This is a genomic window from Haloferax sp. Atlit-12N (assembly GCF_003383095.1).
Taxonomy (GTDB): Archaea; Halobacteriota; Halobacteria; order Halobacteriales; family Haloferacaceae; genus Haloferax.
Genome location: NZ_PSYW01000004.1, coordinates 223,311 through 236,981, shown reverse-complemented (window position 1 = coordinate 236,981; position 13,671 = coordinate 223,311). Strand labels below are relative to the sequence as shown.

Sequence of the window (13,671 nt, the reverse complement as noted above, 5' to 3'; positions counted from 1 at the left end):
TCTGTTAGCGGTCGAGCCAGTTGTCGCCGAACTGTAGCGTCGACCCGTCAGGCGCGCCGATGTCGCCTTTGTACTGCGAGGCGGCTCCGTAGAGGCTCGGCTGCCACCACAGGAAGAGGTGACCGGCGCGCTCCTCGTGGAGAATCTCCGTCGCCTGGTGGTAGAGGTCGGCGCGCTCCTGTTCGTCGTAGATGGTACGCGCCTCCTCGACGAGCGCGTTGTAGTCCTCGTTCTCCCAGTTGGTGAAGAAGAACGCGCCGTTGGGGTGCAGGAACTTGTAGAACGACACGTCGGGGTACCAGAGCGCGAGGTAGGAACTCGTCGTCGCCTGGAAGTCGCGGTTGGAGTAGACGTCCGAGAGCCACGTACTCCACGTGATCTGCTGGATTTCGAGGTTGATGCCGACCTCGGCGGCGTCGGCGGCGATGACCTCCGCGGCCTGCACCTGCGTCGGGTAGGACTGCGGAATCTTGAACGTCGCCGTGAAGCCGTCGGACATGCCGGCGGCGTCGAGGTGCTCTTGGGCCTTGTCGAGGTCACGTGGGCGCGGTTCGATGTCCGGGTTGACCCACGGACTGCCGGGCGTCGCCGGGGACGCGGTGGTCTGGCCGGTACCGTAGAGGGCCGCCTCGGCGACCTTCTCCTTGTCGATGGTGTAGTCGAGCGCGAGGCGGGCGTCCTTGTTGTCGAACGGAGCCACGTCGCAGTTCAGGCCGAGGTAGACGAGCGATTTCGGGAACTGCTTTTCGAACCGAACGTCGGGGGCCTGCTCGACGCGGGAGACGTCCTTCGGCGCGATGCCGTTGATGAAGTCGTACTCGCCGGCGAGGAACGACTGAAGGCGGACGCTCGGGTCCGGCACCTCGCTCTTGACGATGGTGTCGATGAACGGGCCGTCCTCGTCGGACGCGCCCCAGTAGTCCTCGTTGCGCGACATCGTGAACGAGGTCTCGATTTCGCGGCTCTCGAACACGTACGGGCCAGTCCCGATGGGTTCTTCGACCATGTCCTTCTCGGCGTTCTCGGCGGGCATGACCGACAGTTCCGCCGTCGCCATCTTCGCGAGGAACGGCGCGAAGGGCTCGGTGAGCTGGACTTCGAAGGTGTAGTCGTCGGGGGCGCGAAGCTCCTCGACGTAGTCGAAGAAGCCGGTGGCGAGGTAGTCGCCGTTCTGGACGCGCTCGTAGCTCGCCAGCACGTCCTCGGAGGTCATCTCCTTGCCGTTGTGGAAGGTGACGCCCTGCCGGAGGTTGAACGTCAGGAGCGTGTTGTCGTCGGACTGCTCCATCGACTCCGCGAGGTGCGGTTCGATGGAGTAGTCGTCCTGCAGCGCGACGACTTCCTCGTAGATGTTCTCCAGAACGCGCTTCGAGGCCGCCGAAGTGTCGATGTGCGGGTCGAGGCCCTGCACCGGCACCGCGCCGCCCCACTGAAGCGTGCCGCCCTGCTTCCCGCCGCTCGCGGCGGTCGTGTCGGTGCTTTCGGTGTCGCCGCCCTCGTCCGTGGAACCCGAGTCTTCGGTCGTGCTGTCGTCCGAACCGCCGCCCGTACATCCGGCGAGTGCCACCGCGCCGGTCGTCGCCGCCGCCCCGAGGAAAGTGCGGCGGTCGAAACGACTGCGACGCGTGCCGTCGCCGGTGCTGTCGGAGGAGTCGCTCCCCTTGCCATTCTCTTGCATACAGTCGCTCAAATCCGCTACTGTGTGATAAAAATTGTGGTTGTGTGAGTACAATCACCATATCGAGACGAGAGAGATGTAATACCAAATATGAGTTCGAGCACCGAGCGCAGCGGAACTGTGGAATGTCCAATTATATCCCATCACATCCGATATTACTCCCCGAACGTCAACCAACCCCGTCGCAGGCGACGGTCCACATCGACGGCCCGCAGGTCACTCGCGGGTGACCGAGCCGTCATCGCGGACGACCGAGCCATCGCCGACGGACGTCTTCGAGCGACAAAGAGGTGGGCAGAGTCCCAGAACCCACATCCAGCGCCCGTACCTGCTGGTTTCGGGGAGTTCGCGGCCGTTCGATACTGTCACGCATGTGACCGAATTCCAAACAGTAAAATAGGGTTAGTCACGAATCCGGGAACCATGCGAGTCAATCAGCAGCGACTCCGCAGCGACATCGAGTCGAACGCGGAGTTCGGGGCCGTCCCGACGGACGAGGGTCGGGGACGGACGGTCCTGACCGGCAGCGAGGCGGACCGGCGGGCGAGAGAGTTCTTCTGCGAGCGCCTCCGAGACGCCGGTCTCTCCATCACCATCGACGAGGTCGGCAACATCGTCGGTCGGTGGGAGCCAGAGAGCGCGGACCCCGACGCGGCCCCGGTCGCCACGGGAAGCCACCTCGATTCGGTCCCCGAGGGCGGCATCTTCGACGGCCCGCTCGGCGTCTACGCGGGGCTGGAGAGCGTCCGCGCGATGCAGGACGCCGGAATCGAACCCGTCCGGCCCGTCGAGGTCGTCAACTTCACCGAGGAGGAGGGCCAGCGGTTCGGCGGCGGCCTCATCGGGTCGGCGGTCGCCGTCGGCGAACTGGGCGTCGCGGAGGCGCTCGACATCGAGGACGCCGACGGGATTCCGCTCGGCGACGCTCTCGCGGACATCGGCTACCGGGGCGACGGGCGCGTCGACGCCGCCGACTGGGACGCGTGGATAGAGCTTCACATCGAACAGTCCGAGCGCCTCGAAGACGCCGCGGTCCCCGCCGGCGTCGTCACGAGCATCGTCGGCCTCTCGCGCTGTGCCGTCGAAATCACGGGCGAGGCCGACCACGCCGGGTCGACGCTCATGGACGACCGCTCGGACGCGCTCGCCGCCGCCAGCGAGTTCGTCCTCGACGTCGAGCGCGCGACGAACGAACGCAACGAGGTCTCGGAGACCGCGGTCGGAACCGTCGGCAAACTCGAAGTCTCGCCGAACGCGCCCAACGTCATCGCTGGGAAAGTCGACCTGACCGTCGACATCCGCGACGTGGCGTACGACTCCATCGAGTACGTCATCGACGAGGCGGAGGCGAGTCTCGACCGCATCGAGGCCGAACGTCCGGTCGAGGCCTCGCTCTCGCATCCGTGGGACCGCAAGCCCGTCGAGATGAGCGAGCGCTGCCGCGCCGCGCTCCACGACGCAGGGACCGATGCCGACCTCGAAACCCTCGACCTCCACTCCGGTGCCGGCCACGACACCATGCACGTCGCGGCCGTCACCGACGCCGCTCTGCTCTTTGCCCCCTCTCGCGACGGCATCTCGCACAACCCCCGCGAGTGGACCGACTGGGAGGACTGCGCCGACGCGACCCGCGTGCTCGCCGGCGCGCTCGCCGACCTCGCGACCGAGTGACGAAACCGCTCGGCCGACGACTGCTGTTCTCGGTTCCGCCCTTCGTGGACCCGCTCTATTGGTGAGTTCAAATCGACTGCCACCCGTCACTCCGCGCCGACCGCGTAGTCGAAACGACCGCCAGGGCGAAGTAGGTATCGCTCGTTAGAGCCATTGACGCCCGTCGTTACTCGCGATTCGACGCGAGACGACTCGGTCGAAATACCGCGATGTTTGTACAATGAGAACATGAGTCCGAAGTAGTCGGATTCGACTGTTTCAGCACCTGTATAGATGGTATGCGTAGTTAGGACCCTTCGAATCACGCCACTTTGCGGCAATACCTGCGGATTTCGTGCTCGTACGGAAGTGACCGTTCGTCAAATACAAACACCTATGTCGCGGGGGCTTCGAACTGGACTATGGCAGACGAACACACGACCGGTTCGCCGCGGACGCTGAAGACGGTGTCTCGTGCGTTCGATGTCGTTCGGGCGCTCGAGGAGTTAGACGGCGCGCGAGTGACCGAGTTGGCAAACCATCTGGACCTCTCGAAGAGTGTCGTCTACAACTACCTGAGCACGCTCCGGGCCGAGAAGTTCGTCGTGAAGGAAGAAGACACCTACCGGCTGTCCCTGCAGTTCCTCCTCGTGGGCGAGTACGTCCGGTACCAGAACATCCTCTATCGCATCGGCAAGCCCGAAATAGAGGAACTCGCTGAGAAGACCGGCGAGTACGCGCATCTGGCGACCGAGCAGCACGGACTGGGCGTCAACCTCTACAAGGTGAGCGGCGAGAAGGCCGTCGGGAGCGACTACCAAGTGAACAAACTCCAGCGCGCCGACTACCTCCACTTCTCGGCGACGGGCAAGGCCATTCTCGCGCACCTCCCGAAGGAACGCGTCGAGTGGATTATCGACCAGTACGGCCTGCCGGGCAAGACCGAGGCGACCATCACGACCCGCGAGGAACTCTTCGAGGAGTTGGAGACGATTCGCGACCGGGGTTACTCCCTCAACGACGAAGAGGAGATAAAGGGTCTGCAGGCCATCGGCGCGCCGGTGACGAACCGCCACGGGCGCGTCCTCGGCTCAATCAGCGTCTCCGGTCCCGTCCGCCGGATGAAACAGCCGGAGTACCACGAACAGCTCATCGAGAGCGTCGTCAACACCGCCAACGTCATCGAGGTCAACGTCAACATGGAGGAGTCCGACGACGACTTCCCGACGTTCAGTTAGTCGGGCCCACCCCCAACACATCTACGATACCACCTCACGTCGACCGCGCCACGGCACGGTTCACAAACGGAGAACCAGCGGTCTCGACCGAGTCGCGGCCGGCTCGACGGCCACCGACGAGACGAGCGGCGGTCCGAACGGCGTTCCCGTCCCCGAATCTCGATGTCACCGCCGGCAACGCCGCGCTCGGACCGTCGATGTCGTCCGTCGACCGAGATTGACGGTTTCGAACGTCGGACCGTCAACGTGCCCCGAAAAGTAGCGAGAACGGAACATCGAAGAAGCGACACACAAAAACGAATATCCGGTAGGATTGACCATATAAGAACACGAACCAAGTATCGGTGAGAGAAGATTCAAAGGTACGGCACATTCCAGCTAGTCTTCAAAATTTTCTGTCGCAATCGAGACGCCCTACTGAAGAGGCGGGCGGCTATCACCACCCATCGAATGAGAGCCCAACAGCCATGACACAATTACGAGTGTAATGTAGGTACCCACGGAAACCGCGGGGTCGGCTGTCGTGTACGGACGACTGAGACGGGCCGAACACGGTCTTCGGACCAATAGAGAAATGTATTTGTTGAGCAATAATACGGAGCATCAAACAGGTCGTCGAGTGCGGCCAAAATTACGGAGTAATCAGAGAGCGACAGAGAGTCGATGATATCCAATTCAATCACCTCGAGTGAGTGTGTGGTTATACAATTTGTAGACATTGTAAAAATTGCATAATTTTCATATTCTACGGTCGCGCTTCGAGCAGTCGAGTAGCGCCGTTAGAAATGTCTCCGGTATGCAAGAATGAGTTAGAAAGACAGCGCGGTTCGAGATGGGTCGGCCTCACTCCAAGCCGTCGGTAGTGGAACCGTCGGCCTCGTCAGCGTCAGGTTCGGGGTCAAGCGGTCGTCGGACCACCAGCACCGGACCGACTGTCTGCTCGGCGACTCGGTCGGAGGTCTCGCCGAACAGTCGACCGCGGAGCGTGGGTTTCTCCTCGCCCATCACGACCACGTCGTGGTCCTCTGCGCCCTCGATGAGCGCCTGAAGTGGGTTCTGTGCGACGACGACGACGCGCGAGACGTGCTCGCGGTTGACGCCGAGAACGGCCAGGTCGTTCGCGACCTCGTCGAGGAGGGCTTCTCCGTCCGGAACCGCGTCGTCGTCCTGGACGGCTTGGAACAGCGTGAGTTCGACGTCTCCGCGCTTTCCGACGGCCGCGGCGACTTTGGTAATCGTGTCGAGGTTGATAGCCTCCTTTATCGGAACGATGACGCGGTCGATGGTCGGAGCGGGGTTCGAGAGCAACACCGCGTCACACTCCGCCTCCGTGGCGATGCGCTCTGTCGTCTGGTCCAGGTCGTGAGTGAACACGAGCCGCGTCTCGACGGTCGCGCCGGCGGCTTCGAACACCGAGACGAGTTCGTCGAGTTCCTCGCGGGCCTTCGGCTCGAACTGCTCTCTGGCCTGCTCGGGGGCCGTCTGCTCGGGTATCTCGTGGTACGCGAGGAGAACGACCGTCGTCCCCGAGAGGACGCGTATCAGTTGGTCCGGAATCACCTGTCCCGCCAGCACCGCGACGGGGACGAGCACGCGAACGTCGTCGGGGTCACGCATCGGAGCTCACCCCCTTCAGGCGCACGTCGCGGGCGTAGGCGAAGTACCACACCAGTGCGGCGACCGCGACGACGGCGCCGGTTGCCTGCGAGAGCGGTTGCATGAACGCGACGAGGCTGAAACTCGCAAGCCCCCCGAGCACCGGGACGACCGGGTAGCCGGGCACCCGGAACGACGGGTCGTACCACGCGGGGTTCGACCGGCGGAGGACGACGAGCGCCACGCAGATGAGCCCGTAGGTGACGAGATGCAGGAACGACGCGACCTCGGCGAGCACCTCCGTCCGGCCGACGGCAACGAGGACGACCGTCGGCCCGCCGACCAGCGCGAGCGCGACGTGGGGCGTCCCGTACCGGAGGTTGATTCGCGCGAGTTGCGGCGGGACCAGCGCGTCGCGGCTGAGCGCGTAGAGGGCGCGCGACGAACTGAGAATCGAGGCGTTCGCGCTCGACACCGTCGCCAAGAGCCCGGCGAGGAGGATGGCGACCGCACCGGGGAATCCGAGGTACGAGCGGGCGACCTCGACGATGGCCGTCTCGCCGAAGTCGGCGAGTCTGGCGCTCCCGAACGCGCCCGTCGAGACGAGGATGGTCACGACGTACAGCACCCCGACGACGATTACGGAGCCGACCATCGCAAGCGGGAGGTTCCGGCCGGGCTTCGTTATCTCGCCCGCGACCGTCGCCACCTGCGCGAACCCGAGATAGGAGGTGAACACGAGCGCCGCCGTGGTGAAGATGCTGAGCGTCCCGTAGGGAATGAACTCCTCGGGGACGGTCTGACGGCCGAACAGCCCGAGCGTGTCGAGCGAGCCGTAGACGAGGAACACGAGGAGGATGCCGAGAAGCAGGCTCACGATACCGTTCTGGAGCTTCGTCGCGTTCTCGGTCCCGAACATGCTGAGCGCCGTCAAGACGAGCCCGAAGCTGACGCCGAGCACTGCCACGAGCAGTTGGGAGTCGGAAATCATCGACATCATCCCCAACTCCGCAAGCACGGCGATGGCGTACTGCGCGAACCCGACGAGGTAGAACGCCGAGGCGAAGACGAGCCCCAACCAGAGACCGATACCGACGACCGCGCCGAACGCCGAACCCATGCCGCGGGAGATGAAGTAGTACGCGCCGCCGCTTTGGGCATCGCCGTGGCCAACTCGGAGGTCGGAAGCGCGACCAACAGCGCGATGACCGCCCCGAGCGCGAACGAGAGCGCGGCCGCGGGGCCCGCTTGCCCGGCGGCGAGGCCGGGAAAGACGAAGATACCCGCGCCGACCATCGTCCCGATACCGATTGCCAACCCGCCGCGGAGGCCGATCGTCCGCTCCAACTCGGTCCCGCTTTCGAGGACCGTCACCTCGTCGGCCGCGGCCCCGACGTCGACCGCCGGGTCCGCGTCACCGACCCCTGGCCCGTCGTTGGGCGGGTCCGCCCCGAGCACCGAACCGCCGTGGTTTTCATCCGACATTGTGGATTCCTGTTATCACGGCTCCCCAATATATCTAATACCCGTCATATTTAGGGTAGTCGAGTCGGCCGGTGGGTGCAACACCACAGCCGACGCGTCGTCGCCCGCGACGAGAGAAAGTGTTAATCCGTCCGCGGCACGCCCTGCATGCAGAACGATGGCGCACGGAACGCGACGCGGCGGCCGGTTCGGGCGGGGTGAGCCGCAGTGAACTGGTCGCGGAAGTCGCTCGACGAACTCGAGGCGTTCTACTGGGAGACGATAGCGCCCGCGATGGACCGCGACGGGATGGACCCGACGCGGGACGTGCCGACCTACACATGGCTGACCGAACGCGGCTGGTCGGGCATCGCCTACGCGCTCCGCGAGAAACACGACCTCACGCCGCGGGAGTTCTTCGTCGGGGTCGTCGGCCTCGGCGACGAGGACGCCGACGAGGGCTACGACTGGGGCATCGACGACGACCGAACCGTCGAGGCGTTCGAGTCCTACCTCGACATGCTCGAATCGCGGCGCGGACTCGCGGACTCGACGTTGCCGACCCGCCGGACCCACCTCGCGCGGTTCGCCCGGGTCTACCGGGACCGCCACGGGTCGGCCGACCTGCTCTCACGACTCGACGACCGCGACGCCGAACCCGACGAGATAGACCGCTGTCTCGCGGTCCTCGACGAGTTCGACGCCGACCTCGCCACCGACGGGACGAAGCTCAAATACCTCCAGACGGTCCGGTCGTTCTACGAGTATCTTGTGGACTTCCGGCGCGCGCGGTACAACCCCGTCGAGAACGCCGCGAAACAGTTCCGCTGGGAGCAGGGGCAACCCGACAACCGAACGATGTCGGCCGACCAGGTGAGCGACGTGTACGCCGTCGCCGACGACCTCGAAGACCGCCTGCTCGTCCTCGGACTCGCCGGGTGGGGGCTCCGACCGAACGAACTCGCGTCGCTCCGCGCGTCGCAACTCGTCCTCTCCGGCGACGACCCCCACATCGCGTTCGAAGCACGGAAGAACGGGCCGGGGACCGTCGCGCTCCTCTACGGCGTCGACGCAGTTGCCGCCCGAATCGACGCGCTCGCCGAGGACGACGACTGGAACGGCGCGCTGTTCCCCTCCTCGCGGGCCGCCTCGGGTCACATCGCTCGCGAGACGGTCAACCGGCGGTTCAAGCGCCTCGCCGACGAGGCGGGCGTGACCGTCGACGGTGAGGTCCCGACCGCGAAACTCTGTCGGCGCTTCTGGTACACCGCCTATCAGGCGGCGGTCGACGAGATGCTCGCGCAGTTGGAGGGCGTTGCCGCCGACCAGGGGTCGAAGAGCGCCGACATCGTCATGTCGAACTACCTCTCCGAGGAGCGTCGCCGGTCGTTCCGCCGGCAGGCGATGCGCGAGACGCTGGCCGACGTGTTCGAATCTACCGACGAGTCCGTGACCGTCGAAGAGCACGTGCTGCAGTAGCTGTTGGGCCTGTCACGGATCTCTGCGTAAGGCACGAGGTGGAGTGGTGGCCGCCATAAATTGTATATCGCGATATGCAACTAGCCGTGGCGAGACGCGTTTCTGTACTGAAAAGCCAACCAGCGTTCGGAACGCACCGACTGTTCGACTAAGAACGCCCATTTCAGGCCAGAGGACGGCCCTCCCCACCGAATCGCTGGCAGACTACGTCGCCATCAAGCACCCGTCAACCCCCGATAATGATGGCTCACCGACGTTTTTGTTACACAACTACCTTTGTAAAGTATAGTGAATCTCGTTCTGGGGAGTAAGATACTTGCGAGCGCCGAAACGTCCGTCTGAGGCGGTTCGCAGATATTCTTCGCACGTCTCCGAGAGATAACGCGAGCGAAGCAGGTGAGACAAAAACGAGCAAGTTGGACCTGGACCGTGCCGGGGCGACCGGCGCACACCTCGTCGCGCGTGGGCGATGCTCTCCGCACCGTGCAGACGGTCGCCTGTCGGCGTTCGGAACCTATCCCGCGATTTCCTCGGCAGCGAACGCTTCACGAAGCCGGTCTTCGTCCTCTGGCGAGAGGTTCGTCTCGATAATCTCGAACTCGTCGTCCGACAGTTCCGCCTTGATTCGGTCCATCTGCGCGCCGCGAGACAGGAGGAACAGCGCGGAGTTTCCGGGTTCGACCGTGTTCGCGACCTCTTTGATGAACGAGTCGTCGACGCCGATATCGGTGAACTTCCCGCTGAGTGCACCCGTCACCGCCCCGACCGCCATCCCGAGCCACGGCATCCAGAAGATGACGCCGATGAGAAGTCCCCAGAATGACCCGCCGAGCGCGCCCACGCCGACGAGGCTCTGGGCCTGTTTGACTTTCACCTGACCGTTCTCTTTTCGAACGGCGATGGCGGCGTCCTCTATCGTAATCAGTTCTCGGCGTTGGAGGTGATACAGTTTCTCCCGCATGTTCTCCGCCCCGTCCATCGTGTCGAACGCGAGTACTACTAGTGAACTCATCTCGTCAACCCGACTACAGGTAAGTGAGAACCCATAATAAACTGCATTTACCGACGTGCTGATTGTCTCATATTCCGTAATCCGCCGATTCGGCCCGCGACGACCTGCGACGCTATATTCGTCGCCCGCCAACGGTTCGTCATGACCAGTCGAGAGTCGTTCACGCCCGAGGAGTGGCGAACGCTCGCGCAGACGCCGGTCGAGGTGATGTTCGGCGTCGTCGTCGCCTCGAACGGCGGCCTGCGGCGGGAACTCAAGACGATTCGTCGGACCCTCCGACACGCGGACGAGTTCGGCCCGGAGACGGAACTCGTCACACACCTCGCCGGGTTCGTCCGGGTGAACGCCGACCGGGTGCGACGCGACGCGGAGACGCACGATTCCAACCGCGCGGTGACGATCGCTCGCGCCCACGACTACTGTCGGGAGGCAACGACAATCGTCCGAGCTCGGGCGACCGCGGCGGAGCGAGACGAGTACGGGCGGTTCGTTCGCTGGTGCGCCGAACGCGTCGCGGACGCCGGCGTCGAAGGCGGGATACTCCGACTGGGCGGCCGACGAGTCAGTCCGGCCGAGCGGGCGTTCATCGACGCTATCGGGGAGACCCTCGCCGTTGCCGATACGTCGGGCGAGACAATCGAGTAAGCTATCCTATCAAAGCACTCATATTTTTTGTGCCCTCGTGACGTTGTAGCCCGTATGCGACTCGTTCAGGTGTTGATACCACAGGGGAGACGAGAGAGCGTGCTGGAGTCGCTCGACCAACAGGGAGTCGACTACGCCGTCTTCGAGGAGGTCGGGCGGGGCGACTTCGAGGCGATGGTGCAGTTTCCGGTTCCCCCAAGCGGCGTCGAGACGGTGATGGAGAAACTGACGACCGCGGGGATTCGAGACGACAGCTACACAATCGTGCTCCCCACGGAGACGGTCGTCTCACAGCGCCTCTCGGCCCTGAAAGAGCGCTTTCCCGGACTCAGAATCTCCCGCGAGGAACTCCACGCCAGGGCGGAGGACCTCGCGCCGGCGAACTCGACGTTTTTCAGTTTCCTGATACTCAGTACGGTCATCGCTGCGACGGGCCTGCTTCTCGACTCCGCGGCGACGATTATCGGCGCGATGGTCGTCGCCCCGCTGATGGGACCGGCGGTTTCGGCGTCCGTCGGCACGATACTGGCCGACCGGCAGATGGCGACCCGCGGCGTCGTCCTTCAGGTGACGGGTCTCGCGGCGGCCATCGCGACGGCCGCGGTGCTCGGGGGAGTGCTCCAGCAGACGATTCTCATTCCGCCGGGCATCAATATTCAGGAGATACCGCAGGTCGCAGAGCGGACCAGTCCGAACGTCCTGTCGCTCTTTCTCGCGTTGGGGTCGGGTATCGCGGGCGCGATAAGCATCATGCGCGGGTCCGGGTCGACTCTCGTCGGCGTCGCCATCGCCGTCGCGCTCGTTCCGCCGGCGGCGACATCGGGGTTGGGTATCGCGTTCGGACTCCCCGCGGTCGCCATCGCGGGCGCGGTGCTCGTCGTCGTCAACCTCCTCGCCATCAACCTCTCGGCGCTGATTCTGTTCTACCTGTCGGGGTTCAAACCCCTCGACGCCGACGAACGGGAGAGCGTCAGGTCGTCTGTCGCCGCCCGAATCGCCGTCATCGGCGTGGGTATCGCCGTCCTCTCTCTCGTCCTCACCGGCGTGACGTACGCGTCGTTCCAGACCTCGTCGTTCGAGCAACAGACGCAGTCCGAACTCCAGCGGCAGTTCGACGAGGCGGACATCGAGGGCGTCGAACTCGTCAGCGTCACGGTCGATTACAGGCCCATCGATTACCTCCTCGGGAACCAGCCGCGAGTCAACGTGCTGGTCGGGATTCCGCGCGACCTGCAAGCGCCGCCCGACCTCGCACAGCGATTCGACGACCAACTGACCGAGGGGTTGGGCCGAGACGTGGTGGTGAGAGTCGGCTTCGTCGAGGCGCAGGTCTCCGACGACGCATCGACGCGAGCCTCGATCGGCGGGCTCGCGCCGGCGAATAGCCGTCTCGACCGCCCGTCATCCCTCCTCGACTGCCCCTCAGTTCTCATCGACCGATCCTCAGACCTCCTCGACCGCCCCTCAGTCCTCCGCACTCCGGAGGGACAGCCGTGACCGACGCGTACTACTTCATCAGCGACCTCCACATCGGCGGCGACGAGCAACTGGGAAAGGTCGATTTCCTCAACGAGCTTCTGTCGTTCCTGCGGATGCTCGAAGCGACCGACGAGGACGCCGAGCTAATCATCAACGGCGACGCCTTCGGGCTGTGGGAGTTCACCGACGTCGACGGGCTCGACAAGTTCGACGCGCTCGTCGAGCGTTATCCCGAGCTGTTCGACCAGTTCGAAGCGACCGGCGAGCGCGTCCCCATCACGCTCATCCCCGGGAACCACGACTACGAACTCGCCGCCTACCCGGAGTACGTCGACCGGCTGGCCGAGTTCAACGTCACGCTCCGACAGGAGGTCTCGATAACCCGGCGCGTCGGCGACTACGTCGTCTACATCGAACACGGGATGCAGCGGGACCCCAACAACCGGATTCCGGACTTCGGAAACCCCTACGCGAACCCGCCGGGGTACTTCGTCAACAGACAGGTCACGAGTCGCGCCGGCCGGCTCTCCGAGCGCGGGAAGTTCAACTGGCTCAAAGACGTGCAGGCGGTGACGCCGATGACGCAGATTCCGGCGTGGACGCTGTCGAACTACTTCTATCGGGAGATGAGCCCGTGGCTCAGATTCGCCTCCGCTCCGTTTCTCCTCCTGTTCAACGTCGGGTTCCTCTACGTGCTCGCGTTCGCGCTCGACGCCGCCGGGGTCTGGTCGCTCCCGATGACCCTCATCGAACGGTTCCTCGGGCTGTTCGGTCCGGTCGGGGTGCTGGTGGACTTGCTTTTGACCGCGAACCTCGCCGTCACGCTGTTGCTGATTCTCGTCGCGATACCGCTTTTGGTCTTCGCCAGAGACGTCCGAAAGACGCTCAGGCGGTTCGGCATCGACCGACCCGACGACCGGGGCTCGTCGGCGGACACCTATCTGACGGCCGCCAGAGAGCTGTTCGCGTCAGACCCGACAGTCGCGGTGTTCGTCTACGGCCACACCCACCGGCCCGCAGTCACCAAAGTTGCCGAGAGAGTCGTCGTCAACACGGGGACGTGGCTGAAACGACTGCGGCGCGTCGAGTCCGCGCTCGGCGTCCTCCCGCCAGTCTTCTACTCGTGGTACCAACTCAACTACGTGCGCGTGTCAGCGACGAAAGACGGCGGTGTCGCCGTCGAGTACGAACTCGTCGAGAAGTCAGCGCCGAACGAGGAGACGTGGTTCCAACGACTCGTCGCGGCCGCGCCGAGACGAGAGGACGTGATTCCGTCCCGGACCGTCGTCCGACCGGCGGTCGAGGCGACCAATGCGACTGAGTCGACTGAGGCGGCCGAGACAACCGAGGCGGCCGCGACGGAGACCGGCCCGAGGGGTGACCGTGACCGCTGACGCCTCGAACCGGCCGACGCGCAGAGAGGTTTATCG

Annotated in this window: 10 protein-coding genes and 1 pseudogene; 6 read left to right on the top strand and 5 right to left on the bottom strand. The window is 64.5% G+C overall.

The genetic code is table 11. From position 1 onward, the window contains the following. Window positions 1-4: 4 nt before the first annotated feature. Window positions 5-1,678, bottom strand: coding sequence for an ABC transporter substrate-binding protein (locus C5B90_RS17455; protein WP_115883228.1), 1,674 nt, complete (start codon window positions 1,676-1,678; stop codon window positions 5-7). Between the two features lie 216 nt (window positions 1,679-1,894). Further along, window positions 1,895-2,047, bottom strand: coding sequence for a hypothetical protein (locus C5B90_RS20610; RefSeq protein WP_158547236.1), 153 nt, complete (start codon window positions 2,045-2,047; stop codon window positions 1,895-1,897). Window positions 2,048-2,101: 54 nt separating this feature from the next. Here C5B90_RS20610 and C5B90_RS17450 point away from each other — a divergent pair, with 54 nt between their 5' ends. Both C5B90_RS17450 and C5B90_RS17445 read left to right on the top strand, forming a co-directional pair. Continuing rightward, window positions 2,102-3,349 (top strand): Zn-dependent hydrolase, encoded by a 1,248-nt coding sequence (locus C5B90_RS17450; protein WP_115883227.1) that lies wholly within the window; start codon window positions 2,102-2,104, stop codon window positions 3,347-3,349. 401 nt (window positions 3,350-3,750) lie between these two features. Then, a complete protein-coding gene (locus tag C5B90_RS17445) occupies window positions 3,751-4,566 on the top strand; it encodes an IclR family transcriptional regulator (protein WP_004043255.1) in 816 nt (271 codons plus the stop codon). An 843-nt stretch (window positions 4,567-5,409) separates the two neighbouring features. Here the strand turns inward: C5B90_RS17445 and C5B90_RS17435 are convergent. Together C5B90_RS17435 and C5B90_RS17430 are read right to left on the bottom strand one after the other, a co-directional pair. Then, the gene (locus C5B90_RS17435; protein ID WP_115883225.1) at window positions 5,410-6,183 is read right to left on the bottom strand and encodes a universal stress protein; all 774 of its coding nucleotides are present in this window, start codon (window positions 6,181-6,183) and stop codon (window positions 5,410-5,412) included. Further along, a pseudogene (locus C5B90_RS17430) lies at window positions 6,176-7,647 on the bottom strand (APC family permease). The gene C5B90_RS17435 and the pseudogene C5B90_RS17430 overlap by 8 nt, the downstream one beginning before the upstream one ends. Window positions 7,648-7,854: 207 nt before the next feature. On the opposite strand from C5B90_RS17430, the gene C5B90_RS17425 reads away from it, so the two are divergent. Then, entirely contained in the window at window positions 7,855-9,105 is a 1,251-nt protein-coding gene (locus C5B90_RS17425) for a tyrosine-type recombinase/integrase (protein WP_115883224.1), read from the top strand. Window positions 9,106-9,619: 514 nt separating this feature from the next. On the opposite strand, the gene C5B90_RS17420 is transcribed toward C5B90_RS17425, so the two are convergent. After that, window positions 9,620-10,084, bottom strand: a complete 465-nt coding sequence (locus tag C5B90_RS17420; RefSeq protein ID WP_115883223.1) for a DUF1269 domain-containing protein — start codon at window positions 10,082-10,084, stop codon at window positions 9,620-9,622. A 174-nt stretch (window positions 10,085-10,258) separates the two neighbouring features. Here C5B90_RS17420 and C5B90_RS17415 point away from each other — a divergent pair, with 174 nt between their 5' ends. The 3 genes from C5B90_RS17415 to C5B90_RS17405 are packed head-to-tail and all read left to right on the top strand — an operon-like array spanning window position 10,259 to window position 13,635. Beyond that, complete coding sequence (locus C5B90_RS17415; protein WP_115883222.1) at window positions 10,259-10,762, top strand: hypothetical protein; 504 nt, start codon at window positions 10,259-10,261, stop codon at window positions 10,760-10,762. A 54-nt stretch (window positions 10,763-10,816) separates the two neighbouring features. Continuing rightward, a complete protein-coding gene (locus tag C5B90_RS17410; protein ID WP_115883221.1) occupies window positions 10,817-12,259 on the top strand; it encodes a TIGR00341 family protein in 1,443 nt (480 codons plus the stop codon). Further along, entirely contained in the window at window positions 12,256-13,635 is a 1,380-nt protein-coding gene (locus tag C5B90_RS17405; protein WP_115883220.1) for a metallophosphoesterase, read from the top strand. The genes C5B90_RS17410 and C5B90_RS17405 overlap by 4 nt, the downstream gene beginning before the upstream one ends. The last annotated feature ends 36 nt before the right edge of the window (window positions 13,636-13,671 follow it).